At 68.2% G+C, this 26,198-nt stretch carries 17 protein-coding genes; 11 read left to right on the forward strand and 6 right to left on the reverse strand.

Annotation, left to right across the window (positions count from 1 at the left end; translation table 11 throughout):
- Window positions 1–49: 49 nt before the first annotated feature.
- The 4 genes from ABD116_RS10940 to ABD116_RS10955 all read left to right on the forward strand — a co-directional run bounded on the left by ABD116_RS10940 (window position 50) and on the right by ABD116_RS10955 (window position 5,024).
- A complete protein-coding gene (locus ABD116_RS10940) occupies window positions 50–379 on the forward strand; it encodes an STAS domain-containing protein (RefSeq protein ID WP_343967641.1) in 330 nt (109 codons plus the stop codon).
- A gap of 238 nt (window positions 380–617) precedes the next feature.
- A complete protein-coding gene (locus ABD116_RS10945; RefSeq protein ID WP_343967643.1) occupies window positions 618–2,921 on the forward strand; it encodes a sodium-translocating pyrophosphatase in 2,304 nt (767 codons plus the stop codon).
- Window positions 2,922–3,300: 379 nt separating this feature from the next.
- Entirely contained in the window at window positions 3,301–4,281 is a 981-nt protein-coding gene (locus ABD116_RS10950; protein ID WP_343967645.1) for an ABC transporter ATP-binding protein, read from the forward strand.
- Entirely contained in the window at window positions 4,281–5,024 is a 744-nt protein-coding gene (locus ABD116_RS10955; protein ID WP_343967647.1) for an ABC transporter permease, read from the forward strand. The genes ABD116_RS10950 and ABD116_RS10955 overlap by 1 nt, the downstream gene beginning before the upstream one ends.
- Before the next feature lie 166 nt (window positions 5,025–5,190).
- Here ABD116_RS10955 and ABD116_RS10960 read toward each other — a convergent pair whose 3' ends face one another.
- Window positions 5,191–6,024 (reverse strand): hypothetical protein, encoded by an 834-nt coding sequence (locus ABD116_RS10960; RefSeq protein ID WP_343967649.1) that lies wholly within the window; start codon window positions 6,022–6,024, stop codon window positions 5,191–5,193.
- Window positions 6,025–6,226: 202 nt separating this feature from the next.
- Here ABD116_RS10960 and ABD116_RS10965 point away from each other — a divergent pair, with 202 nt between their 5' ends.
- Together ABD116_RS10965 and ABD116_RS10970 are read left to right on the forward strand one after the other, a co-directional pair.
- The gene (locus ABD116_RS10965; RefSeq protein WP_343967651.1) at window positions 6,227–7,021 is read left to right on the forward strand and encodes a DUF2785 domain-containing protein; all 795 of its coding nucleotides are present in this window, start codon (window positions 6,227–6,229) and stop codon (window positions 7,019–7,021) included.
- Window positions 7,022–7,031: 10 nt separating this feature from the next.
- Window positions 7,032–7,973, forward strand: coding sequence for a class I SAM-dependent methyltransferase (locus ABD116_RS10970; RefSeq protein WP_343967653.1), 942 nt, complete (start codon window positions 7,032–7,034; stop codon window positions 7,971–7,973).
- Between the two features lie 37 nt (window positions 7,974–8,010).
- Here ABD116_RS10970 and ABD116_RS10975 read toward each other — a convergent pair whose 3' ends face one another.
- The gene (locus tag ABD116_RS10975; protein WP_343967657.1) at window positions 8,011–9,381 is read right to left on the reverse strand and encodes a hypothetical protein; all 1,371 of its coding nucleotides are present in this window, start codon (window positions 9,379–9,381) and stop codon (window positions 8,011–8,013) included.
- A 146-nt stretch (window positions 9,382–9,527) separates the two neighbouring features.
- Here ABD116_RS10975 and ABD116_RS10980 point away from each other — a divergent pair, with 146 nt between their 5' ends.
- Window positions 9,528–10,982: a DUF7059 domain-containing protein gene (locus ABD116_RS10980; protein ID WP_343967659.1), complete on the forward strand. Its 1,455-nt coding sequence runs from the start codon at window positions 9,528–9,530 to the stop codon at window positions 10,980–10,982.
- 1 nt (window position 10,983) lies between these two features.
- Here the strand turns inward: ABD116_RS10980 and ABD116_RS10985 are convergent, their stop codons facing one another.
- The 4 genes from ABD116_RS10985 to ABD116_RS11000 form a co-directional block, all read right to left on the reverse strand.
- Window positions 10,984–12,552 carry a GGDEF domain-containing protein gene (locus ABD116_RS10985; protein ID WP_343967661.1) on the reverse strand — a complete coding sequence of 523 codons (1,569 nt, stop codon included), beginning with the start codon at window positions 12,550–12,552 and terminating at the stop codon, window positions 10,984–10,986.
- 28 nt (window positions 12,553–12,580) lie between these two features.
- Complete coding sequence (locus ABD116_RS10990) at window positions 12,581–14,158, reverse strand: GGDEF domain-containing protein (protein WP_343967663.1); 1,578 nt, start codon at window positions 14,156–14,158, stop codon at window positions 12,581–12,583.
- Window positions 14,159–14,237: 79 nt separating this feature from the next.
- A complete protein-coding gene (locus ABD116_RS10995) occupies window positions 14,238–15,458 on the reverse strand; it encodes a cytochrome P450 (protein WP_343967665.1) in 1,221 nt (406 codons plus the stop codon).
- Window positions 15,459–15,845: 387 nt separating this feature from the next.
- Window positions 15,846–19,532, reverse strand: coding sequence for an NPCBM/NEW2 domain-containing protein (locus ABD116_RS11000; RefSeq protein ID WP_343967667.1), 3,687 nt, complete (start codon window positions 19,530–19,532; stop codon window positions 15,846–15,848).
- 235 nt (window positions 19,533–19,767) lie between these two features.
- Between ABD116_RS11000 and ABD116_RS11005 the strand changes: the two genes are divergently transcribed.
- From ABD116_RS11005 to ABD116_RS11020, 4 genes are all read left to right on the forward strand, one after another.
- A complete protein-coding gene (locus ABD116_RS11005; protein ID WP_343967669.1) occupies window positions 19,768–21,102 on the forward strand; it encodes an alpha/beta hydrolase family protein in 1,335 nt (444 codons plus the stop codon).
- An 87-nt stretch (window positions 21,103–21,189) separates the two neighbouring features.
- Entirely contained in the window at window positions 21,190–22,323 is a 1,134-nt protein-coding gene (locus ABD116_RS11010) for an alpha/beta hydrolase family protein (RefSeq protein WP_343967671.1), read from the forward strand.
- Between the two features lie 158 nt (window positions 22,324–22,481).
- Window positions 22,482–25,256: a type I DNA topoisomerase gene (gene topA, locus ABD116_RS11015; RefSeq protein WP_425552072.1), complete on the forward strand. Its 2,775-nt coding sequence runs from the start codon at window positions 22,482–22,484 to the stop codon at window positions 25,254–25,256.
- The gene (locus ABD116_RS11020) at window positions 25,256–25,699 is read left to right on the forward strand and encodes a Fur family transcriptional regulator (RefSeq protein WP_343967673.1); all 444 of its coding nucleotides are present in this window, start codon (window positions 25,256–25,258) and stop codon (window positions 25,697–25,699) included. Before topA ends, ABD116_RS11020 begins: the two co-directional genes overlap by 1 nt.
- Window positions 25,700–26,198: the final 499 nt, after the last annotated feature.

Consider the following 26,198-nt stretch of genomic DNA (forward strand, 5'->3'; position numbering starts at 1 on the left):
ACGGTCCGTACATGGTTGAATGCAACAGTTCACGGGATCGGAGGCCGAAGTGGATCTGTCGCTGGCGACGCGCGCGGAAGGCGCGCGCATTGTCGTCGAGGTGGGTGGGGAGATCGACGCGTTCGCCGCGCCGAAGCTCCGCGACAAACTCGACCAGCTGATCGAGGCGGGCAACCACCAGCTGGTCGTCGACCTGGAAAGGGTGGAGTTCATGGACTCCGCCGCGCTCGGCGTGCTGGTCGGCGCGCTGCGGAAGATGGAGGCCCACGATGGCTCGCTGTCGCTGGTCTGCACCCGCGAGCGGCTGCTGAAGATCTTCCGGATCACGCATCTGGACAAGGCTTTCGAGATCCATCCGGACGTCGCCTCGGCCATCTGAGGCGGCCCGGTCCGATCGCGGGGCAAGGGAAAAGGTGTCCCCACGATCACAGACGGTGAGCTGTCGGCCGTCGGCGGCGGGGTATGACGTAGACCACCCTGTCATCAGGTCTGGTAGTTGACCCGTTAGAGTGACCCACCGCGCCAGGCCTTTGGCGCTGTGTCGTAATTCTCAACCCTTCGGTGTGCGGCAGTACGGGGGCCGTTCAGCCCTGAGGGGTTGCCTACAAGGAGGACGGATGTCGTCGCTTGCTGTACAAGCGGTGGATCTTTCGTCGAGCAACACCACGCTGGTCGCCGTTGTCGGAGTGATCGCGATCCTCGCGGTCGCCATCGCTTTGGTGTTCCGTCGTCAGGTGCTTGCCGCGAACGATGGCACCGAGAACATGAAGGTCATCGCCCAGGCGGTCCAGGAAGGCGCCGCAGCCTACCTGTCCCGGCAGTTCAGGACGTTGTCGATCTTCGCCGTGGTGGCGTTCCTGCTGCTGTTCCTGTTGCCTGTGCACAGTGACGGCGGCAACGAGACCACGCTGAAGATCTTCCGATCGGTCTTCTTCCTGGTCGGGGCCGGTTTCTCGGCGGCCATCGGCTACCTGGGGATGTGGCTCGCGACCCGCGCCAACGTCCGGGTCGCCGCGGCAGCCCGCGACGAAGGCCGCGAGCCCGCCATGCGGGTCGCGTTCCGGACCGGTGGAACCGTCGGCATGGCGACCGTGGGCCTCGGCCTGTTCGGCGCCGCGCTGGTGGTGCTGCTCTTCAAGGGTGACGCCCCGACCGTGCTGGAGGGCTTCGGCTTCGGTGCCGCCATGCTCGCCATGTTCATGCGGGTCGGCGGTGGCATCTTCACCAAGGCCGCCGACGTCGGCGCGGACCTGGTCGGCAAGGTCGAGCAGAACATCCCCGAGGACGACCCGCGCAACGCCGCGACGATCGCCGACAACGTGGGCGACAACGTCGGCGACTGCGCCGGTATGGCCGCCGACCTGTTCGAGTCGTACGCCGTCATGCTGGTCGCCTCGCTGATCCTGGGCAAGGCCGCCTTCGGCGAGCAGGGCCTGATCTTCCCGCTGATCGTGCCGGCCATCGGCGCCGTCACCGCGGTCATCGGCGTCTTCCTGACCAAGCCGCGGGCCGGCGAGAACGGTCTGCGGACGATCAACCGGGCGTTCTACATCTCCGCGGCGATCTCGGCCGTGCTGTGCGCGGTGGCGGCGTTCGCCTACCTGCCGAGCAAGTTCGCCGACCTGACCGGCGCGACCGCGGCGATCGCGGCGCAGGACGGCGACCCCCGGGTCATCGCCACCGTCTCGGTGATCATCGGCATCGTGCTGGCCGCGATCATCCTGGCCCTGACCGGCTACTTCACCGGTACCGAGGACAAGCCGGTGCAGGACGTCGGCCGGACCTCGCTGACCGGTGCCGCCACCGTCATCCTGTCCGGTATCTCGGTCGGCTTCGAGTCGGCCGTCTACACCGCCCTGGTGATCGCCGCTGCTGTCTACGGCGCCTTCCTGGTCGGCGGCTCCGGTGTGCTCGCGCTGTTCGCGATCGCGCTGGCCGGTGGCGGTCTGCTGACCACCGTCGGCGTCATCGTCGCGATGGACACCTTCGGCCCGGTCTCCGACAACGCGCAGGGCATCGCCGAGATGTCCGGCGACGTGGACGGCGAGGCGGCCCAGATCCTGACCGAGCTGGACGCCGTCGGCAACACCACCAAGGCGATCACCAAGGGCATCGCGATCGCCACCGCGGTACTCGCGGCGACCGCGCTGTTCGGGTCGTACACGGACTCGATCTACGCCGTGCTGAACGACGCCGGCGACGCCGCGTTCAACATGGACGCGCTCGTCTTCGACCCGTCCACGCTGGTCGGCCTGATCATCGGCGCGGCGGTCGTGTTCATGTTCTCCGGACTGCTGATCAACGCCGTCGGCCGCGCCGCCGGTGCGGTCGTCTACGAGGTCCGTCGCCAGTTCCGCGACATCCCCGGGATCATGGAAGGCACCGGCAAGCCGGAGTACGGCAAGGTCGTCGACATCTGCACCCGCGACTCGCTGCGTGAGCTGGCCACTCCTGGTCTGCTCGCGATCGCGGCCCCGATCGCCGTCGGCTTCGGGCTGGGCGCCTCGGCGCTGGCCGGTTACCTGGCCGGCGCGATCGCCAGCGGCACCCTGATGGCCGTCTTCCTGGCCAACTCCGGTGGCGCCTGGGACAACGCGAAGAAGCTGGTCGAGGACGGCAACCACGGCGGCAAGGGCTCGCCGGCACACGAGGCCACCATCATCGGTGACACCGTGGGCGACCCGTTCAAGGACACCGCCGGCCCGGCCATCAACCCGCTGATCAAGGTGATGAACCTGGTCTCGGTGCTGATCGCGCCGGCCGTCGTCGGGATGTCGTCGATCGGTGAGGACAAGAACACGGCGCTGCGGATCATCATCGCGCTGGTCGCGTTCGTCATCATCGTCGCGGCCGTGGTGGTCTCCAAGCGCCGGGAGTCGGTCATCTCCGACACCCCGGCCGAGGCCAGCATCGCCGCCTGATTGTTCTGACCAAGTACTGACGCAGTACGCCGAGAGGCCCGCCGGAGTTCGCTCCGGCGGGCCTCTTCGTCTGCCCGGCGGTGGTCGTGGGATCGACGATCAGCTGGAAGTCACGTTCGTTTGCCGGCAGACAAGACGTTCGGCCATCGGCTGTCGACTTTCGTCGGATGCGCCGGGTGCCGGAGTACGGGATCGTCGGGGTCGGGTCAGGGGGTCAACCGATGGCATCCCGGGTCCGGCGAGCGGCAGAATCCACCTAAGGGTGGACACACCGGATCCGCCCGGGGTCCGATGTGATGACCCGTCCGGGCCTCGATACTGAGGTGGACAACCGCCCGCCCATTAACTCACTGGCGCGCCACCGAACGAGGAGTACGGGATGATCGAGGCAAAAGGCCTCACCAAGCGATACGGCAATACCGTTGCCGTTGACAACCTTTCATTCGAGGTGAAGCCGGGGAAGGTGACCGGCTTCCTGGGCCCGAACGGGGCCGGCAAGTCGACCACCATGCGGATGATCCTGGGCCTGGACACCCCCACCTCCGGCGACGTCCGGATCGACGGCCAGCACTACAGCGACCTCAAGCAGCCGCTGAGCAAGGTCGGCGCGCTGCTGGACGCCAAGTGGGTGCACCCGAACCGGTCCGCACGTGCCCACCTGTCCTGGATGGCGGCCTCCAACAAGCTGCCCAAGACGCGAGTCGACCAGGTGCTCGAGGCGGTCGGCCTGACCGAGGTGGCCGGCAAGCGCGCCGGTGCCTTCTCGCTCGGTATGTCCCAGCGGCTCGGCATCGCCGGAGCGCTGCTGGGTGACCCGGAGATCCTGCTCTTCGACGAGCCGGTCAACGGCCTCGACCCCGAGGGCATCGTCTGGATCCGGAAGTTCATGCACCGGCTGGCCGACGAGGGCCGTACGGTCTTCGTCTCCAGCCACCTGCTGTCCGAGATGGCGCTGACCGCCGAGGAGCTGGTGGTGATCGGCCGTGGACGGCTGATCTCGCAGACCAGCACCAAGAACTTCGTCGACAACGCCAGCGGCAGCAGCATCAAGGTCCGCAGCCCGCAGCTGGACCAGCTGCAGAGCCTGCTGCAGCAACGCGATCTGGTCACCCGGATCGAGGACGTCGAGGACGAGGGCAAGGTGTTGTTCGTCGACGGCGAGGTGACCACCGACTCGATCGGTGAGGCAGCCGCCGAGCAGGGCATCGTGCTGCACGAGCTGAGCCTGCAGCGCGGTTCGCTGGAGGCCGCCTTCATGCAGATGACCGGTGACTCGGTCCAGTACCACGCGCACGACTCGGAGCTGGCTCCGCCGCTGGCGGCCGCCGAGGTCGTCGTGGCCGAAGAGGAGAAGAACTGATGTCCCTGATCACCGTGGAGCGGATCAAGCTCTTCAGTACCCGGTCGCCCTGGTGGTGCATGGTGCTGGCGCTGGCGCTGGCCGACGGGTTCGTCACGCTCGGCTTCATCTTCGCCCCGGACGACACCGTCTGGAAGACCACCGACACCCAGGGCACCTACATCTTCGGGTTGATGGTGATGATGGTGATGGCCGCGCTCGCCGTCACGACGGAGTACCGGTTCGGGACCATCCGGACCAGCTTCCTTTCGGTGCCGAAGCGGCTGCCGATCCTGATCTCGAAGGCACTCGTGGCCGCCACTCTGGCCGGTGTCGTCGGCCTGGTCACCTCTTTCGGCGCCTTCGGGCTCGGCAAGGTGCTGGTCAAGGACTCGTCGGGCCTGCAGTTGAGCACCGGCGCGGACTGGCGGGCAGTGGCCGGCGTCGGGCTGGTCTACTTCCTGGCCGCGCTGATCGCGGTGGCGATCGGCATCCTGGTCCGGCAGAGCGCGGGCGCGATCGCCATCGCGATCTGCTGGCCGCTGCTGCTGGAAGGCATCGGGCTGGCGATCCCCAAGGTCGGTGACTTCATCGCCGACTGGGGTCCGTTCTCCCGGGCCAGCTGGTTCATCACCGGCGACCCGAAGGCGCCCGACGCCGCCGACGCGCTGATGTCGCCGGGCTGGTCGCTGGTCTACTTCGCCGGCTGGGCGGTCGGACTGCTGGTGATCGCTCTGGCGGTCGCGAAGAAGCGCGACGCCTGACAGACGGCCGCCGGGTGGGTATCCCGCCCGGCGGTGCGAGGCCCGGCCGGGCTGAGGGGTCCTGGCCGCCACGGCTCGTGAAATATCCGGAGTGATCCGGATATTTCACGAGCCGGTTCCTTTTCGCCGGCCGCTCTGCTTTTGCGGCCCGGCGGGATTCAGTCGGTCAGCGGCAGTTCTTCTGGCCGACGATCTTCCAGTTTCCGGTGTTCGGCACGATCCGGTGCTGGTAGCAGGAATTCGCCTGGATCTGGCCGAGGCTCTTGATCGTGTCGAACAGGCCCTTCAGCGAGATCGCCGGCGCGATGTCGCAGATCACCTTGACGATCTTCTGGACCCCTCCGGGCAGCTTGGCGATGCCCTTGCAGGTGACGTAGGCGGCCGCGCCACCGGCGGCGATCAGCGCGCCGAGCGTCAACTGGATCTCGGCGCCCAGCATGTTCAGGTAGATGCCGCGGCCGTACGTCAGCTTCGGGTCCATCGTGATCGGGTACTGGGCGCCGGCTGTGTCGACGCGTTGCACGAGCTCATTGCCTGCGGACGCCTCGTACCAGGTCTTGAGGGCGCGTCCGGTGGCATCTACCGCCCAGGGGGCCTCCAGCACGCCTACGACGTCTGTTCCGGGCTTCGTCACCTGGTAGCCCGGCCCGGCCTGCTCGAGCCGCCAGCCGGGCGCGAGGCCCAGTTCGTACCGTGCGGTGTCGCCGCTGCGCAGGACGGTGATGACCTGGCCACCGTCCGGGAGCTGCCGGACGACCGAGTTGCGCCGGTCCTTGGCGCTGATCGTGTGTGAGACCCCGGCCGACGAGACCGTCACGCTCTTCGTGGCGTCGCGGACCTCGACGGCCGGCCGGGCCGGTCCGGCCGTTTCCGCGCCGCGGGCCGCCAGCGCCTTGCCGACGACCGCTTCGGTGTCCGGGCTCGCATTGGCCACCTGGCTGCCGGCGACAATGACGCCGAACGTCACCGCAATCGAAACCATCCCCCGAATGAATTTCATTTCTGCTCCTTTGCCGAAGTGATATTCGGAGACTAAGGAGAATGCTTTGGGAGGTGGCAACCTTTTCTGCAGCAAGCTGCAGATATTCGGCGTTGAATGCTCCGATCGAGCCGGAACCGCAATGTGGCCGGGCTTGCGGTCGTCACGACTGTTCACCTGACTGGGCTGCCGGGCGGCCGCGGGCTTTGTTAGCCTGCGGGGCATGACCGATTGGGCGCAGGTGCGCGCGGACGGGTTCGCCGTACCGGCTGGTCGTCCGGTCGATGAGCTGGTCACCGAGCTTTCGGCGATGCTGCGGTCGCCCGATCCGCTGATCCGGGACGCGCAGGCGTACTCGACGCTGGCCACCTGGATCGGCAACGGAGTGCTCGGGCCGGCCGAGTTGCGGGCGCTCGGGGACGACATGGTCGGCCGGTTCGCCGATTCGGAGATCCAGGCGCGGACGTTCGCGCCGCTGATCCTCGACTCGATCGTCTCCCAGGGCGTCTTCGAGCCGTCCTGGGTGCCGCCGTTCGAGCGCTGGTACGTCGCTGAGGAGGATCTGCGCGGCTTCGACCCCAAGCTCGGGTGGCTGCACGCCGTGGCGCACGGGAGCGACCTCCTGGGGGCGCTGGCGCGGGTCCCGGCCGTCGAGCCGGTGCAGATGCTCCGGCTGGGCATCGGACGGCTCCTGACGCCCACCGAGTATGTGCTGCGCGATCTCGAGGACGACCGGCTGGGGTTCGCCCTCGCCGTGGCGCTGACCCGGCACGACCTGTCCGAAGAGGACGCGGTCGGCTGGCTCGATCCCGCGATCCGCGCCTTCGGCACGCTACCGGCGGCCGGCTTCCGCCCCGAGCAGACGAACACCCTCCGCACCCTGAGAGTCGTCTACCTCCTGGCCGACCACGGCGTCCGCCTCGACGACGATCACCCGAACGCCCAACTCCCACACCGCGACCAGGTCAAATCCAAACTCCTGGACCTCTTCCGCACCGCCACCCCGTACTACTTCTGAACCCTCCGGCATGCCCCCGCAACCGGCCCCACCCCCAGCGCCCGACTCAACCACGGCAGCGATCCGGGCGAACTACGCGCGGGTCGCCGGGACGTATGCAGGCCAATGGGCAGAAACCCTGGCAACCCACGGCCGAGCCCTGGCCGACCGCCTAGCGCTCAATCGGCAAACACCCAGCGCCGTAACCGGTGCGGCAGCCGCAGTTGCTGCAGCAATCCCGGCCAGTGAAGCCGTTACCGGTGCAGCCACGGCTGGGGTGGGCTCAGGGGTGGTGGGGCGGGCGAGTGGGCCTTGGGTTGTGGAGGTGGGGTGTGGGCCGGGGTTGGTGCTTCGGCACCTGGGTGAAGTGAATCCGGGGGCTCGGGTGGTGGGGGTTGAGACTGAGGAGATGTTGCGGCAGGCTCCTGCGGGGTTTGGGCGGGTGGTTGGGGACGCCCAGACGTTGCCGTTCGGGAGCGGGGTGGTTGACGCCGTGGTGATGCCGTTTGTGTTGTTCCATCTGCCGGCGTTGGCGGTGGCGCTTTCTGAAGTACGGCGGGTGTTGGTGAGCGGCGGGGCGTTCGGGGCGGTTACCTGGGCAGGGCATGATCCGCATCCGGCGTACGACGTGTGGGTGCGGGTGATCGACGAGCACGGTGCTCCGCCGGATCCGTCGCCGCAGATGCCTTCGAACGACATCACCTCCGATCCGGCGAAGCTCCGGAACGCCTTACAGGCGGCGGGTTTCGGCGAGGTCGAGATCACCGTCGAACGGTTCCGGCACCAGCCGACAGCGAGCGAGTTTCTCGCGCACTCGCAGGTGATCGGCGCGATGGCCCGGCGGATCGGGCAGCTCCCGCCGGACCGGCGTACGGCGTGCCTGGCGGTCGCGGAGGAGGAGCTGGGCCGGTTGGATCCCGATGCGTTCATCGAGTCCGGCACAGTCCTCTACGCGACCGCCAGAGCGACCTGATCACTGCCAGAGCGGGCTGCTCACAGGATGGTGCTGATCACTGGAACGTTGCGGTAGCGGTCAGGGTGGGGAACGTCACCGTGCCCGAGGTCGGGGTGGCACCGGAGTCGATGGCGGTGTAGGAGAGGACGCTCTTCGCGGTGAGTTGGACGACCTTGGTGGTGGCCGGGACGGGGACCGGGATCACGTCGAGGGTCTCGGCGCCCGGGACCGGTGGGATCGGGGCGCCGTCGGCCGTGACCGTGAGGAAGGGCGCCACCCAGGTGGTCTTGTACAGGATGTAGTTGTAGTCCAGCTTCGACTCGGTCTGGACCCGCAACCACGCCTTGCCGGCCGGGGCCCAGCCCTTGTCCGGATCCCAGGGGGTCAAGACCGCCTTCTGGAGTGAGAGCAGGTAGGAGCTCTTGTAGTAGACCCCGATGTTCCGGACGGTGAGCGGGAACGACTTGTTCAGGTTGGCCACGACGCCGGTGCGGTAGTACGCCGCCGCGACATCGGTCGTCGTGCGCTCGCCGGTGGTGAGCGAGAGCTTCTGGACGACGCCGGCGTTGGTCGCTGTCAGCGTCAGGTCGGAGGTGTCCTTCGGAACAGACACCAGCAAGGTCCGCTCGGCGGCGGAGGCTTCCGCCCCCACGCCGGGGAGCACCTCGACCGGGCGTTGCTCGCTGCCGACCGTGACGGTCCACTTGGTCAGGGAGGACTTGGCGGTGCCCGCGTTGACCGCCGAGGCCCCGATCAGCGGGTCGATGGTCGGCGTGGTGCTGAAGACGGCGACGACGAACTTCTCGCCGCTGGCGGGTGCCTTCACCTCGGTGCCCGTGCCGATGGTCTCCGGCGTCGCGAGCCCCTTGAGAGTGAGGGTGCCGTCAGGGACGATCAACTTGCCGGTGGCCGGCTTGAGGTCGAGCTTCTCGCTCTTGTCGCTGACTGTGGTCAGTCCGGCCTGGGCGGCCGGCGCCGGCGGCGCGGCGAGCGCGTCCGCGTTGTCGTCGGCCTTCTTGTCGTCCGGCCGCCAGAAGGCGCTGTTGCCCGGGCGCACCTGGGACTTCTGCCACTGATCGGTATCGGCCGGCTCGAAGCCGGGCTTGTCGCCGCCGGTCGTCTGGATAGCCAGCACGTCCCACACCTGGCGCTCGGGGGTGCCGAGCCGGCGGATCGGGCCGCAGGCCAGCGTGCCGAGCGATTGCTTGCCATCGGCACCGGTCACGAAGTAGCAGCGCGCCGACTGGTCGAGGTTCTTGTTGGACTCGGCGTCGACCTCCTTGTGCCAGTCGCCCTCGGTGGTGGTCAGGAATGCCGAGGCGGTCTTTTTCTCGACCGTTCCGGCGCCTGTCTCCAGACCCGACGCCCCGCAACCTGCCACGACCACCAGCCCCGCGGCCAGGGCGACACCCACTCGCGTCTTCATCGCGTTTCCCCTCGTTCGACGAGCATTGATTTTGCCGACCTCCGACACCTGAAATCCTGCCAGTTCACGGGGCCTCCGGACCGGGCGTTCGCAAACCTGTGGATAACCGCGCCGACGTGTCGGCGACGGCCTGCGAGGATAGCGACATGGAAGAGCAAGAGCTGGCTGCGGGTCTGGTCGATCGGCTGCGTGCCGCCTTCGAGGCGGCGGCGTACACGGTGGAAGGGGTTGCGGCGCGGCTGGGCGTGTCGGCCAACAATGCATTGGCGCGCAATGAAACCACCCTCGCTTTCCAGCGGACGGCTGCCGGTGACTCGCTCGACACGATGATCAGGCTGTTCCTGCTGCAACGGGCCGTGCCCAGAGACCTTGTGGAGAAAGCATTCCCGGGTGATACGACCCAGCTGCTTGCCTTGGGCATCTTACGGGAAGCGGGGCATCAGGTCGCGGCGGCGCTCGATGTCCGGCCGTATGCCGAGGACGATCGGCACTGGTGGGTGATCGCGGATCTGACGCCGGGGCTGGACGGCCGGCGTGAGCCGATGCGGCCGGACTATGTGCTGGGGATCGCGCCGGCGAGCCTGAGCCTGGTCAAGCTGACCGTGCCGATCAAGGCGGAGAAGGCGCTCGACATCGGGACGGGGTGTGGCATCCAGGCGCTGCATCTGGCTGACCGGGTCGGCCACATCGTTGCCACCGATGTGAATCCGCGGGCGCTTCGACTGACTCGATGGACGGCAGCGCTCAATCGGGTCGACCTTGACGTGCGCGATGGCAGTCTTTACGAGCCGGTCGCGGGGGAGCAGTTCGATCTGATCGTGAGCAACCCGCCGTACGTGATCGCGCCGCCGGCGGCCGATGCGCGGCTGACTTATCGCGAGACGGGGTTTGCGGGGGATGCCGTTGTCGAGCAGTTGGTTCGGCAGGCTCCGCAGCATCTGACGGACGGCGGTTGGTGTCAGTTGCTTGCCAACTGGACTTGCGTCCGGGGGCAGGACTGGCAGGAGCGGATCGCCGGCTGGACCGGCGATCGGTCCAGCTGGGCGGTGCAGCGCGAGCAGCTCGACCCAGCGGAGTACGTGGAGTTGTGGTTGCGCGATGCGGGTCTGCAGGGGCGTCCGGAGTACACAAGCCGGTACGACGCCTGGCTGCGATGGCTCGACGAGCAACAGGTCGAGGCGATCGGGATGGGCTGGATCAACCTGCACAACGTCGCGGGCAGCCTGGATGCGGAGGAGTGGCCGTACGAGATCGAGCAGCCGATCGGTCCGCATGTGCTGGATCGGTTCGAGCGGATCGAAGGGCTGCCGGCCGATCTGACCGGCCTGTACCTGACGATGGCCGACGACCTCGTGCAGGAGACGGCAGGCCAGCCGGGCGCCGAGGACCCCGCGACGATCGTCCTCCGCCGCCAACGCGGCATGCGCCGCGCCGAGCAGGTCGACACCGTCCTGGCCGGCTTCGTCGGCGCCTGCGACGGCGAACTCACCGTAGGCCAAATCCTCGACGCCCTAGCCAGCCTCCTGGAACGCGAAGACCTCCACGCCGACTACCTGCCAAAGATCGCAAACCTGATCACCGAAGGCTTCCTGACGGCGTAGTTCAGCTCAGGGAGGTTCGGCGATGGCGTTTCTCTTCGTACATTCGGCGGTCGGCGATGGTCAGGAGTTCGGTGATCGAGGTGCCGTCTGTGCTGCTTGCCTGGCCGATGGATAGGCGGAGCATGGCGAACCAGGGGTGGGCGGCGCCTCGGGCTACCAGGTCTGCGGCGGCCTTGATGCGTTCTACCAGTTCGCCGGCGCCTCGGTCGTCGGGGTTGTCGAGGACAATGACGAACTCGTCGCCGCCGGCTCGGGCGACTACGTCGTCGGCTCGGCATTGTTCGGTGAGGAGCTGGGCTACTCGGCGGAGGACCTCGTCGCCGCAGGCGTGGCCGTGGCTGTCGTTGATGACCTTGAGGTTGTCGACGTCGATCGCGAGGACGGCGATCGAGCGGCCGGATTCGAGTGCGGCGCCCATCCGCTCGTCCAGCGCCCGGCGGTTGCCGACGCCGGTCAGTGGATCCTCGCGCGCAGCCCGCCACTCGGCGTCGTGCCGCTTGGAGAGCTCATGCGTCTCGAGCGCGCTGCGTACGGCGTACAGGCCGCGCAACCGTTCGGCCCACCAGCCGCGCGTGATCGCTCGCGCGTACTGCAGACCTGACGACGCGCCGTCATCACCGGAGTCGGCGACGATCCGTACGGCGGTATGCCGCACCAGCGCCTCGACTGGCGGGTCAGAGGTCGGCGGCAGATCCGTCGCAGCCCGCTCGGCCGCCTCCGTCGCCTCGTCGAACCGGCCCGTCGCCGCGTAGGCCTGCGCCAGATACGCACCCGCGATCGCGGCCATTTCGGGCGAACCCAGCTTCACCAACTGGTCGCGACAGTCCTTGAGGATGACCGCGGCCTCCGCCGGATCCGCCTCGAAATCGCTGGCCGCGAGCCACATCCGCCCGGCGATCGGCCAGTAGCCGATCAGGTTGGCGCGGACGATCATCTCGTTCGCCTCCGCCGCCCAGTGCTTGGCCGCCTGGCGCCGGCGGACGATCTCGGCGTCGTACTCCGGATCGCCCAGCCGCTCCATCTCGTGCGCCCACCGCATGTTCGACTCGGCCAGGTTCATCCGGTTGATCGCCGGCGACTCGGGCAGCCCGAGCGGATCCACCCCGGCAGCGGCGGCGAACTCGAAATGCGGGATGCACAACTCGAACAACCGCAGCAGGTCATAGGCATAACCCAGTCCCGTATGCGCCCAGCTCGCCAGCCCCGGATCCTTCGTCCTCGCCAGGGCGTTCTCGGCCGCGACCAGGTCGGCCACCGAGTCACCGCCCTGCCCGGTGCGGATCAATGTGACGATCCGTACCGCCAGCGCGTTGGCCTCCCAGCCGGGCTCTTCGATCGCGCGGGACACCCGGATGCAGCCGTCGACGGCGTCCAGCGCGGTCTCGGCGTCGGCGGTGTAGTGGGCAGCGACGGCCCGGACGTACTCCGCGGCCGCGCGCTCGCTACTCGGCTCGGGACCGAGCTCGGTGAGCAGCAGGCGGATCTCGGTGGCCGCTCCGGCCGGGTTGCCCGACTGGGCGCGCGTCATCGCAGCCGCGATCCGCGCGGTCACCCCCGACGTCTCCCGCACCCGGCTTCCCCCTTGTATTCCGCTCTGGCTACCTGGAACGGCGCTTGTCCTCGTACAGCCGGCTGTCCGCCATCGGGATCAGCAGCTCGACGGGCACGCCTTCCGCGGTCGCGGCGTACCCGATGCTCAGACCCAGCTTGCTGAGCCACGGCTTCGGCGTCGTGGCGGCCACCAGGGCCACCGCGGCGCGGATCCGCTCGGCCAGCTGCGCGCCGCCTTTGGCGTCCGGCTGGTCCAGTACCACGAAGAACTCGTCCCCTCCCGATCGAATCACGGCATCGGTGGCACGTGCCTGTTCTACCAGCAGATCTGCCACAAGTTGCAGTAATTCGTCCCCGCAGGCATGCCCGAAGGTGTCGTTCACGATCTTGAGGTCGTCGACGTCGATGGCCAGCAGGGTCACCGCGCGCTGCGAGTCGCGCGCCGCGGTCAGCCGCTCGTCCATCGCGCGCCGGTTGCCGATCCCCGTCAACGCGTCCTGCCGCGCGGCGTGCCACTCGGCATCGTGGCGGGCCGAGAGGTCGTGCGCGACCAGAGCCTGCCGTACTGCGTTCAGCCCCCGCTGGCGTTCTTTCCACCAGGCGCGAGCCACCGACTGGGCGTAGTCGAGCGAAGCCGCCGCGCCGGGTTCGCCGAGCCGGACCGCGAGCTCGGACCGGGTCTGCAGGACGAGCAGCTCGGTCGACGGATCGGACAGCGGAATCAGATCCTCGATCGCGCGATCGGCCGCGATCCGCGCCTGCTCGAAATCGCCCTGCTGGGCGAAAGCCCTTGCCAGGTAGGAGCCTGCGATCGACAGCCGCTCGGTCTCACCGAGCTTGCTGATCTCGTCGCGGCACTCCGTCAGGTCCTTGACCGCGGTGGCCGGATCGGTCGAGGTGGCGGCCGCGGCCAGCCAGAGCCGCGCGCTCAGCCGCCAGAACTCCTGGCTCTCGTCGTCGACGATCACCGTCTCCGCCTCGCGGGCCCAATGCGCGGCCGACGCGAGCCGCACCTCGATCTCGGCCCGGTACGACGGATCGCCGAGCCGCTCGAGTTCGTGCGCCCAGCGCAGTTGCGTCTCGGCCAGGTTGAGCCGGTCGATGGCCGGCGACTCGGGCAGTGGCAGCGCGTCGTCCTCGATCCCCACGGCGATCTCGTAGTGCGGGATACAGAGCTCGAACAGCCGCAGTACGTCGTACGCGTAGCCGAGCCCGGTGTGCCCCCAGCCGCGAAGGCCAGGATCCGATGTCCGGCCCAACGCGTGTTCGGCGGCGACCAGGTCGTTGATCGTGTCGCCGCCGCGACCGCTCCGGGCCAGCGTGATGATCCGGATCGCGAGCGCGTTGGCCTCCCAGCCCGGCTCGTCGATCGCCCGCGCGACGGCGAGGCACTCCTCCACCGCCGCCAGGGACTCGTCGGCATCGCTGGCGTGGTGCGCGGTCACTCCGCGCACATACTCCGCCGCGGCCAGCTCATAACTCGGTACGCCGGCGAGCTCGGCGCGGATGGCGTCGATCTGGGCAGCGGCGACGACGTGCCCGCCGGACTGGGCAAGCGTCATCGCTCCCGCGATCTGTGCGGACAACCGCCCCGCCTTCATCGCCCGCCCTTCCCTCGTCGTCACCCACCGTCCAGGTGAGACCGCCCATTGTGGCGGCGCAGCGGGCCGCTGTCACGAGCTGGCAGGTTCCGGTCAGTCCGGTTCAGCCGGCCGCCTGCTGTGTACTGGCCGCCGCGTGCAGCTGGACCGGCAGCGATTCGACTCCGTAGACGATGGAGAAGTCGCGGAACCGGAGCTGGTCCTCGGAGACCGCCAGGGACAGGTCCGGGAAGCGGTTGGCCAGCGCGAGGAAGGCAGCGCGGAGCTCCATCCGGGCCAGCTCGGCGCCGACGCAGCGGTGCATGCCGTGGCCGAAGGCAAGGTGGGCGGCGGGGGCCCGACGAGGCCAGAAATCCTCGGCGTCGGGGCCGAAAACGGCCTTGTCCCGGTCGGCGCCGGACAGCGAGACGGCGACCAGGTCGCCCTTCTTGACCTGCTGGCCGAACAGTTCCTGGTCGTGCTTGGCGAACCGCGGGAAGGCGACCTGGACGACTGTCAGGTAACGCAACAGCTCCTCGACGATCGCGTCGACCGACTCCGGCTCGGTCCGCAGCTGGGCGAAGATCTCCGGATCGCGGAGCAGTACCAGGGTGCCGAGCGCGAGCATGCTGGCCGAGGTCTCGTAGCCGCCGAGGAAGACGCCGTCAGCGAGCCCACCGAGCTCGATGTCGTCGATCCCGTCGCCGTGCTCGCGGATGATCGAGCCGATCAGGCCGTCGCCGGGGTTCGCGCGCTGCTTGCCGACGATCTCGAAGAGGAACTCGCGCGACTCGCTGGCCGAGCCGAACACGCCGATGCCGCCGCCGGACAGGTCGAACCGGGCCGGGCCGAGCGCGCGGAACCGATCGCGGTCCTGCTCCTCGACGCCGAGCAGGTCGGCGATCAGCAGGAACGGCACGTTGAAGGCGAAGTCGGTGACGATGTCGACGACCGGGCCCTTGGCCTCCATCAGGTCGAGCTGGTCGTTGACGATCTTCTCGATCATCGGCTCCAGCCGGGCCAGCCGGCGCTTGGTGAACTCGGGCGTGAGCAGCTTGCGCAGCCGGGTGTGGTCCGGCGGGTCGGTGAAGCCCAGGCCGCCGATGCCCTCGGACGGCTTGTTCGGGTCCGAGCCGATCATCGGCCGGATGTCGTTGCTGAAGTTGATCGAGTCGGCCAGCACGACCTTGGCCTCGGCGTGGCCGGAGACCATCCAGACGTTCAGCCCGAACAGGTTGGCGAGCTTGTGCATCGGCTCGATCTCGCGGATCGCGGCCATCTCGGGCACCGGGTCGAGGCCGACCCGCCGCAGCGGCATCGAGACCTGGCGGGGAAAGACCCGCATCTTGGACAAGTTCAGACCACCCTTGCGAGTGGTCCGGCTCAAGACTCGGCTGCCGACCCATCTCTTCAGGTATGTCGCAACCATGACTCCCACGCGCCCTCTCTGAAACCACTGCCCCCGACGGCTTTCGTCTACTTCGAAGTTAGCCGTATCGAGGACCGAATCTGATGGTGTTGGCACTACTTGTGCAGTGGCGTTGGCACCACCATGGGAGGGGGCCATGGCGCTGCTACGTGATGCCAGCTCAGACCTTGTCATGGACGAGGGCCGAGATACCACCGGAACCCACCTGTACCGTCCCCTGGGACGAGTGACAGGTGGGTTCCGGGGTAGCTCAGGGAAAGTCCAGCCGAAAGTCGGTTGCGCGGACTCGGGCCGGCTGCAGGCTCAGGCGTTCTTGCAGGTCAACCGCGCCTCCGCCCAGTCTGCATGGTCGCTGGTGACGCCGTCACCCGCATCGGTCACCTGCAGCGTGAGTAATTGGCCACCGGTCGTGTCGACGCTGACGGGCACCGTGGGCGAGGTTCCGGTGAGCAGGTCCGATGTGTACTTCGCCACACCGTCGACGAGCACCTTGAAGCTGACCTTGCCCCGGTCCTCCATCTCGTCGTCGACCCCGACCTTCGCGGTGAACCCGGTGCAGTTGCCGCCCAGCCGTACCGTCACCGACGACGGCGCGTGCGTACCCAGTCCCTTCGCGTACTGCGTTCCGTCGAGCGTCAGGGTGGCGCCGTCACCGGCCGCGTCCTCGCCGTTGCTCTTGTCCCGCTCGACCGGACCCCAGCCGTTACTCGAGTCGACGAACTCCAGATCGCTCACCCAAGGCTGCCCGGTCGGAGCCGGAGGCAACGGCTTGTCCGCCAGGGTCGCCGCGAAGAAGCCGAGTCCGCCGCCGGGCAGCTTGATCGCCTTCACCGTCTTGCCCGGGGTGACCGGTACGGCGGTGTAGAAGACCCGGTAGTCCGTGGTGGTGTTGGCCAGACCGGATTGTGTATACCGGCCCTTCACCGAGACGGCGAGTTTCGCGCCACCGGTCGTCGGGTCCTGGCAGCACCAGTTCGGCAGTTGCAGCGCGGACTTCGACTCGCTGCCGTCGGAGTAGATGATCGTCACGTCGCCCTTGGCGTTGAGGCTCGCGCCCGCGCCCAGCAGGGCCAGCGACGATCCGGTGCCGGAGACGAGGATCGGCGCGGACTGGTTCTTCACCAGGTTCGGCGTACCGGGCGCTCCGGTCGGCCAGGTGAAGTCGGCGCCCTGCACGGTGACCTTGGCGCCCGGGGAGTAGCCGGCCGCGGCCAGCGCTTCACCGTTGAAGCTGTTGCCCGAGCCGTCGAAGTTGCCTTGGCCAAAGCTCTTCGCGTCGCTGACGCCGACCACGGTCGCGGCCTGCGACAACGATGCATAGGGCAACTGTGCGGTCGCCACCGCGCTGTTGCTGTAGGTGTCCTCGTGTACCTGGTACGTCGCGTCTAGCCGCAGGGTGAAGCTCGCCGGCTTGACCGAGGCCGCGGGCGTCACCGCGAGCTTGGTGGTGACGGTCTTGCCCGGGTCGACCTTGGCGAAGGTGCTCGTGCCTGTTGCGGTCCAGCCGGCCGGCAGGTCCAGCGCGAGCTTGACGTCACGCATCGTCGAGGCGGTCGGGTTGGTGAAGCCGGCCGTCAGTTCGGTGGCCTGGCCGGGTGCGTTCCACAGGGCCGGCGAGGAGAGTTCCGGCGTACCGGTGGACTCCAGGACGGCCTTGCCGCCGCCGACGGAGGTGGTGCCGGCCAGACGGACAGTTGCGGTGGCAGCTGTAGAGATGGACGCGGTCTTCACGAGGACGACGCCGTTCTCGTAGTACCAGCCGGTGGCGGCTGCGAGGTACGCGTCCTTGCTGGCCTGCTTGGTGAGTTGGACGTTGTCCACGGAGACATCGCGCGGGGCGGTGCCGGTGTGGACGGTCAATTCGTACGGACGTGTGCTCGGCTTACCGGCGTACGAGCCCTTGCTGGCGCCGATCTTGACGGTGACGTCGCCGCGGGCCGCGACGGGGGCGGTGACCTCCAGGAGCTGCGAGGCCGACTTGTCCTGCTTGTAGTCGCGGGTGACGCGGTCGTCCTCGTAGAGGCTGAAGGACGACTTGCCCTCGGGGTAGACGTCGACCGTGAGCCGGTCGCCGAAGCCCTGCTCGGCGGCGCTGTTGATGCCGCTCTTCCACATCGGTACTACGGCGCCTGCCTTGACGAATAGCGGCAAGGTGTCGAGCGGTGCGTGGTAGCCGTTGACCGTGGTCGGGCCTGTGTAGACCTCGCCGGTCCAGTAGTCGACCCAGTTGCCCTTGGGCAGGTAGATGCCGCTCTTGACGTCGTCGGCGCTCCAGGACGGTGCGACCAGGAACTCCTTACCGGCCAGGAACTCGTACTTCGCGGCGTCACCCCAGGTGTTCGGGTCATCCGGGTACTCGAGCACCAGCGAACGGTCCAGCGGAGCACCGGTCGCGTGGGCCTCAGCGGCGTACGAGTAGAAGTAGGGGAGCAGACGTTCGCGCAGCTTCAGGTACTTGCGGTTGATCGAGGTGTAGGGCTCGCCGTACGTCCACGGCTGCTTGAATGCCGGGGTCGCCCAGCCCGACATCGTCATGAAGGCCGGGTTGAAGGTCTTCCACTGCAGGTCTCGCGTGTAGCTGACCGGGGAGCCGCCGAAGATGCCATCGACATCCCCTGCGCTGTAGGCGATTCCGGAGTTGCCGGAGCCGGTGATAGCCGGAATCTGCCACTTGATGGCGTCCAGCGAGCCGCTGTGGTCGCCGGTCCACTGCACTGCACACCGCTGCGCACCTGCCCAGCCCTCAACCATCCAGGCGTAGCCACGGGCGTTGCTGTACTGCTCAATGCCGTCGTGCGCGGTGTCGCAGGCGCTCAGCGCGTACCGGTAGCCAGGGCCGACCCATGCGACGTCCAGCTTGCGTACGCGAACTCCTGCGTCGCCTACCTCGGCAGGCTGGCGGTCGAGCGAGGACTGGGTCCACAGGCCCATCTGGATGTTCCGCTTGCGCAGTTCGTCGCCGGTCTGCTTGAGCGCGGGGATGTCCCGTTTGCCCCACCAGGTGCCGTCGACCTGCTCGGAGTCGGTGTTGGCCGAGTAGCCGCAGCCGTAGTCGTCGTTGACGAGCATCCAGCCGCCGGGCATGTCGTTGTCGTGGAACTTCTGCGCGACCTTGACGGCGTCCAGCGTGGTCGTCTTCTCCGGGTTGACCTTCCAGTCGTTGCTGGGGTCCGGATCGGTCGCGTAGTGGCCGCGGTTGTAGCAGTCGGAGTCGCCGTACTCGAGCCCGTAGATCGGCGGCATGAACGGCCGGCCGGTGAGCTCGGTGTAGCGGTTGAGCGAGGTCTTGAGGTCGCCGACGAAGTAGTACGCGTCGAACCGCTTCTCGTCGTGCTTGGTGACGACGGGGTCGGTGAAGCTGTAGCTACCAGGGGCGAAGGTGTTCCGCAGTACGCCGTATCCGGCAGTGCTCATGTAGTACGGAGAGGCGTTGGGGTTGCCGCCGTCCTCCCAGTTGAAGTCCCTGGCGACCGTGATGGTCTGGTCGCGGTGGGAGAAGCGGCCGTTCTGCATGCCGCCGCCGAAGAACTGCTCGTTGGCGCCACGGCTCAGCGACTGGGTGGTGGAGCTGTCGGTCCAGGACAGGGGTGCCGTCTCGGACCAGACCTGCTGGCCGCCCGCCCGGTAGAGCGAGAAGCGCAGCGGCGACTTGTTCGCCCGTACTTCGATCTTGCCGGTGGTCAGCGAGTAGTAGCTGCCCTGGTCGGTCCAGCCCGTCGCGGGCTTGGCGTAGTCGGTCTTGGTGACGATGTTCGACGCCGGGGCCGTCGGGTCGGTCGGTGGGGTGTTCGCCGGGTCGGTGAACGTACCGTCCGGGGCCAGCCAGATCCGGAAGACGTCGTCCTTGACGAAGACGACCCGCACCTTCGCAGTACCGGCAGTCAGCGTGTACTGCGCGCCGTCGGCGGCGAAGCCGGTCACTGCGCCCAGCGACGTACCCGCTGCGGCTGCGGCCGGTTCTGCGCTGGCGGGGCCGACCGCGTTGGCCATGGCACCCGCTACTAAGGCCAGGGATGTCCCGGCGATGACTGCTGAACGTTTAACGCGGACAAAGATGCTCACGAGTGCCTCACTTCACGCATCTATGAACAGGATTGCGCTATTGATAACCCACCGGCGCACCGGTTGTCACTAGTTCGGCCGCCGCTGTTGTCATGAAGTTGAGATGGGGACTCCATCGGGTGGTGGGCTCGCGCCGAGGGTCCCGAGGGCTTTGATGATTCGCATGACGAACTATCGAAGCTTCAGCCGCCGCCGGGTCCTTGGTGCCGGCCTGGCGGCGAGCGTCTTCCTGTCGGTCCCCGCGCTGGCTCAGGCGTACCCGATCGGCGAGCGTGACAGCGGACCGTCGGTCAGCGGCGCCCTCGCGGCGACCGGCACCACGACGACGTACCCGCCGACGAAGATCCACGTGCCCGCTCCGACCGGGCCGGACAAGATCGGCACGGTCGAGCTGCACCTGATCGACCAGGTCCGCGACGACGCGAGCGCGCCGGGTGGCAAGCGCGAGCTGATGGTCAGCGTCTGGTACCCGGCGCGGCCTCGCGCAGAGGGTCCGCCGGCCAAGTACATGCCGCCGAAGACCGCGGACGTGCTGAGCCACAGCCTGGCCATGGCCGCCTTCGGCCTCAAGGACCCGGTCTTCGACTTCGCGGGCAGCGACACGCACGCCCAGGTCGGCGTACCGGCGCAGTTCGGCCGGCATCCGGTCGTGCTGTATTCACCGGGCTATCCGCTCAGCCGGTTCTACGGGACCGCGCAGGTGGAGGAGCTGGTCAGCCGCGGGTACATCGTGGTGACGATGGACCACACGCACGAGGGTCCGGTCGAGTTCCCGGGCGGGCGGTTCGTACCGGGTACGGACGTCCTGCTGCCGACTGCGGACGAGACCAAGGCTGCGGTCGACGCCCGGGTGGCTGACGCGCGGTTCGTGCTCGACAAGATCTCGTTGCTGGCCTTCGGGCTCAACCCGGACGCCGAGCGACGTCAGTTGCCGCGTGGTCTGCGGCAGGCGATCGACATCAACCGGGTGGGGATGTTCGGCTTCTCGGCGGGCGGGCACACGACGGCGAACGCGATGCTGGCCGACCCGCGGATCAAGGCTGGGGTGGACCTCGACGGGACGCTGGCCTACGACATGCAGAAGGGCCCGGTCGGGCCGGCCGCTCTGCACGGCCTGGACCGGCCGTTCATGCTCTTCGGGTCGGACGGGAGCCAGCGGGTGGATCCCAGCAACACGGATACCTTCGACCTGTCGTGGGCGACCTTCTGGCAGACGCAGAAGGGGTGGAAGGTCAACCTGCAGCTGCCGGGGACGAATCACCTCGGCTTCTCGGACTACCAGTTCTTCTTCTACGACATCTTCTACGGGCTCACCGGGGATGACGACGGCGCCGTCCAGGTCCAGGCGAACGTCGGCGGCATCCTCGACCGGCACCGGATGCTGCTGTCCCAGCGGACGTACCTGACGGCCTTCTTCGACCAGTTCCTGCGCGGCCAGCAGCAGCCCTTGCTGCAGAAGCAGTCCCAGGCCTTCCCGGAGGTCCAGTTCGTGTCCTGATCGGGCAGCCGGGTGATACCTAGGGATGACCTGGAGATCACGCCTTAGGACGATTCGCCGGGGCGGCTGCTGGGATTGGCTGGAGGGATGATCCAGCGCCGAATCATCGCAGCCGCCCTTGCGACCGCCTTCGCAGCGCTCGCAGTACCCGTCGCCACCCGCGTCAGCCCTCCGGTGGCCACGGCAGCCCCGGTTGCGGCCGCCAGTACGCCGTACAGGGTGGTACTGCCGGAGCCGACAGGGCCGTACGGGATCGGGATGACCGAGGTGCACCTGACGGACTCCCGGCGCGCGGATCCGTGGCAGCCGGGGAAGCGGCGGGAGCTGATGGTCAGCGTCTGGTACCCGACGCGAGGTATTCACCGGCAGTTCGCCCCGTACGCCGGGCCGGCCGTCGCCCCGGCGCTTGGCGCCGACATGGCCTCTCTTCTGCGGCTGCCCGGCGAGACCGTCGACCTGGGCGCCAGTACTACGCACGCCCGGCGCCATGCCAAGCCCTGCCGCAGGCACCCGGTACTGCTCTACTCACCCCCGTCCGCCGTCTCCCGGGTGATCGGTACGAACCAGGCTGAGGAGCTGGCCAGCCGGGGCTACGTAGTGGTGACCATTGACCACACGGGGGAGGCGCCGGTCGAGTTCCCGGGCGGCCGGGTGGTGGGCGCACTGCTGCCGTGGACCGCGCCGGGAGCTGTGAAGAAGGCCACGGACACGCGGGTGGCGGATGTGAGATTCGTCCTCGACTCGCTGCCCGGGCTGCCGCGTCGGCTGAGCCACGCGATGGACCTGAGCCGGATAGGGATGTACGGGTACTCGATGGGCGGCTCGACGGCCGCCTCGGCGATGCTGCTGGATCGGCGGATCGACGCCGGAGTGAACCTGGACGGCGGCATGCGGGACGGGGAGGAGCCGAGCGAAGTGAGCCGGCGCGGGCTCGACCGGCCGTTCCTTCTGGTCGGCGGCGGGGCGCATTCCCGCAGTACGGACCCGACCTGGTCCAGCTTCTGGACGGTTCAGCGCGGGTGGAAGGACGAGCTGCTGCTGCCGAACGGCGGGCACGGGTCGTTCGGTGACTATCAGTTCACCCTGCCCGGCCTCGCGCGCGCGTCAGGTATCGACCCCGCGGGGCTGTCGGAGGGCCTCGGTACGGTCTCTCCCGAGGTGTCCGTCGCCTTCACGCGACATGCGCTGGGCGAGTTTTTCGGCCGGTTTCTGAAACCCTGATGAGGCCGATGGCGCCCCGAGCGGTTACCGTGCGTTGAGAAATGCGTTGCTGTCGGCCGTACTCTGTCCGTGGGACGGGTCGGTTTTGTGTTCGGGGGAACAAGCTGTCCGACCGCAGGCGTTTGGGCACAGTGGAGCGTTGACAGGCAAGGAGCGCAGTGGCAGGGGCAACAGGCACGAAGACATCGTCCGGCAAGTCGTCGACGGCTGCCGGTGGTCAGCGCCGCCTGGTGATCGTCGAGTCGCCGAAGAAGGCGCGGATGATCGCCGGCTTCCTGGGCGCCGGATACGTGGTGGAGTCGAGCTTCGGCCACATCCGCGACCTGCCCAAGGGTGCCGACGAGATCCCGGCGAAGTACAAGGGCCTGCCCTGGGCGCGCCTCGGGGTCAACATCGAGGACCACTTCGACCCGCTGTACGTCGTACCGGCCGACAAGAAGGCGCAGATCCGCAAGCTGAAGGACCTGCTCAAGGACGCCGACGAGCTCTACCTGGCCACAGATGAGGACCGCGAGGGCGAGGCCATCGCGTGGCACCTGCTGGACGAGCTGAAGCCGAAGATCCCGGTCAAGCGGATGGTCTTCCACGAGATCACGCCGAAGGCGATCCAGGACGCGGTCGGCAGCGCCCGCGACATCAACGACGCGCTCGTCGACGCCCAGGAGGCCCGGCGGATCCTGGACCGGCTGTACGGCTACGAGGTCTCGCCGGTGCTCTGGAAGAAGGTCATGCCGAAGCTGTCGGCGGGCCGCGTGCAGTCGGTGGCGATCCGGATGGTGGTCGACCGCGAGCGGGAGCGGATCGCGTTCCGCAGCGCGTCGTACTGGGACCTGGACGCCAAGCTCGACGCGGGCGAGGGCAAGACCCCGCGGATCTTCCCGTCCCGGCTCGTCTCGGTGGACAGCCGGCGGGTGGCGCAGGGCCGCGACTTCGCGTCGACGGGTGAGCTGAAGAGCGGCAACACGGTCCACCTGGACGAGGCGACCGCCACCGCGCTGGCCGCGGCGCTGCGGGAGTCGACCTTCACGGTCCGCTCGATCGAGTCCAAGCCGTACACCCGCAAGCCGTACGCGCCGTTCCGGACCACCACGCTGCAGCAGGAGGCCGGGCGCAAGCTCAACATGTCGGCCTCGCAGACGATGCAGATCGCGCAGCGGCTGTACGAGAACGGCAACATCACCTATATGCGTACCGACAGCGTGACGCTGTCGGACACCGCGATCACGGCGGCCCGGGCCCAGGTCCGCGAGCTGTACGGCGCGTCGTACCTGCCGGACAAGCCGCGCGTCTACACCTCCAAGGTGAAGAACGCGCAGGAGGCGCACGAGGCGATCCGGCCGGCCGGCGAGCACTTCCAGACGCCGGCCCAGACGGGGCTGAGCGGCGCGGAGTACCGGCTGTACGAACTGATCTGGATGCGGACGATCGCGTCGCAGATGAAGGACGCGGCCGGCAACAGCGTCTCGATCAAGATCGATGCCCGGGCGTCGTCGGGGGAGAACTGCGAGTTCACCTCGTCCGGGCGGGTGATCACGTTCCATGGGTTCCTGAAGGCTTATGTCGAGGGCGCGGATGATCCGTCCGCGGAGACCGATGACCGTGAGACGCAGATCCCGGACGTGTCCGAGGGCGATGTGCTGCCGGCCACCGAGGTTGTCGCCTCGGGGCACGAGACGAAGCCGCCGGCACGGTTCACGGAAGCGACGCTGATCGCGCAGCTGGAAGACCGCGAGATCGGTCGGCCGTCGACGTACGCGTCGATCCTGGGGACGATCCAGGCGCGGGGTTACGTGTACAAGAAGGGCACGGCGCTGGTGCCGGCCTGGCTGGCCTTTGCGGTGGTGCGGCTGCTCGAGCAGCACTTCACCCGGCTGGTCGACTATGCGTTCACGGCCTCGATGGAGGACGTGCTGGACGACGTCGCCGCCGGGAACCTGCAGCGCGAGGGCGTGCTCGGGCGGTTCTACTTCGGTGACGACGGGATCGAAGGCCTGCAGTCCATGGTCAGCGATCTGGGCGACATCGATGCCAGAGAGATGTCGACCTTCCCGGTCGGCGATGCGGACAGCGGGATCGTCGTACGGGTCGGTCGGTACGGGCCGTATGTCGAGGGGCCGGACGAGACTCGGGCGAACGTGCCTGAGGACCTGCCGCCGGATGAGCTGACGGTCGAGAAGGCTCGTGAGTTGTTGTCGCAGCCTTCGGGTGTCGAGCTGGAGCTCGGTACTACGCCGGACACCGGGCTGAAGGTTGTGGCCAAGGCCGGGCGGTTCGGGCCGTACGTGACCGAGGTACTGCCGGAGGACGCGCCGAAGAGCGCGAAGCCGCGGACCGGGTCGCTGCTGTCGACGATGGCGCTGGACACGGTGACGCTGGCCGATGCGCTGAAGCTGCTGTCGCTGCCTCGGGTGGTCGGCAAGGACCCGGAGTCCGGGGACGAGATCACGGCGCAGAACGGGCGCTACGGGCCGTACCTGAAGAAGGGCACGGACTCGCGGTCGCTGCAGACCGAGGACCAGATGTTCGACATCACCCTCGAGGAAGCGCTGAAGATCTACGCCGAGCCGAAGCAGCGTGGCCGGCGTGCTGCCGCGCCGCCGCTGAAGGAGCTGGGCGAGGACCCGGCGTCCGGTCAGCCGGTGGTGGTCAAGGAGGGTCGCTTCGGTCCGTACGTGACCGACGGCGAGACCAACGCGACCCTGCGCAAGGACGACTCGGTCGACACGATCTCGCTGCTGCGGGCGGCTGAACTGCTGGCGGACAAGCGGGCGCGTGGACCGGTGAAGAAGACGGCCAAGAAGGCGCCGGCCAAGAAGACTGCCGCCAAGAAGACCGCTGCCAAGAAGACGGCGGCCAAGAAGACGGCCACCAAGAAGACCACGGCTGCGAAGAAGACCACTGCTGCCAAGAAGACGGCTGCCAAGAAGGCCTGATGCCCAGTACCGCGAAGGGTCCGGCCGAGGTCACCGCGCAACGCCTCCGAGAACGAGGCGAACGCGTGACCCCGGCCAGGCTCGCGGTCGTCGAGGTACTGGCGGGCACCGACGAACACCTGAGCGCCGAACAGATCGGCGAACGTGCCGAACAACTGCGTCCCGGCATCCACCGCGCCACGGTCTATCGCGCTCTGGACGCCCTTGGCGAGTTCGGCCTGGTAACCCACGTACACCTTGGCCGAGCCGGCACCACGTACCACCTGGCCGGGGATCTGGCACCCCGCCACCTACACCTCCGCTGCAGCGAATGCGGCACAGTCCTGGACGTAGCCGGCGACATCCTCGACCCAGTCCGCCGAAAACTCCTCCGAGAACTGGGCTTCCACCTGGCCCCCGAACAGGTCGCCCTAGTCGGCCTCTGCAAAGACTGCAGCAGCTGACCCAGTCACCTCGCCCTCTCGACGGAACGGCGCAGCACCGCCGCCAACTAGTCGGCTCGTGACGCATGGCGTCACCTCGCACCTGCGATTCCCGCGTGGCAGCAGCTTCGCCCCCGGCTCGTGACGCTTCGCGTCACCTCGCACCTGTGGATGATGGCGTGGCGGCTGCGTTGGCTGGGGGTCGGCGGGCCGGCTTGTGACGGTTAGGGTCAGCTCGCGCCTGCGGATGGATGGCGTGGCGGCTGCGTTGGCTGGGGGTCGGCGGGCCGGCTTGTGACGGTTAGGGTCAGCTCGCGCCCGCAGATGGGATGGCGAGGCAGCCGCCGTTGAGTGGCGCGTTGCATCGAGGCGCCGGACAGGTCGACGTTCGACCGACAACGGATCGACTTGCCGCGGCCACGAGCCAAGCTGCGGCTAGCCCCGCGACTCAACGGGGCCCTTCGGCAGTTGAGTCCAGCAGAGTGGTGTACGGCGAGATCCTGGTGATGCGCGGGGCGGA

It is taken from the genome of Kribbella koreensis (assembly GCF_039525325.1).
GTDB classification, from domain to species: Bacteria; Actinomycetota; Actinomycetes; order Propionibacteriales; family Kribbellaceae; genus Kribbella; species Kribbella koreensis.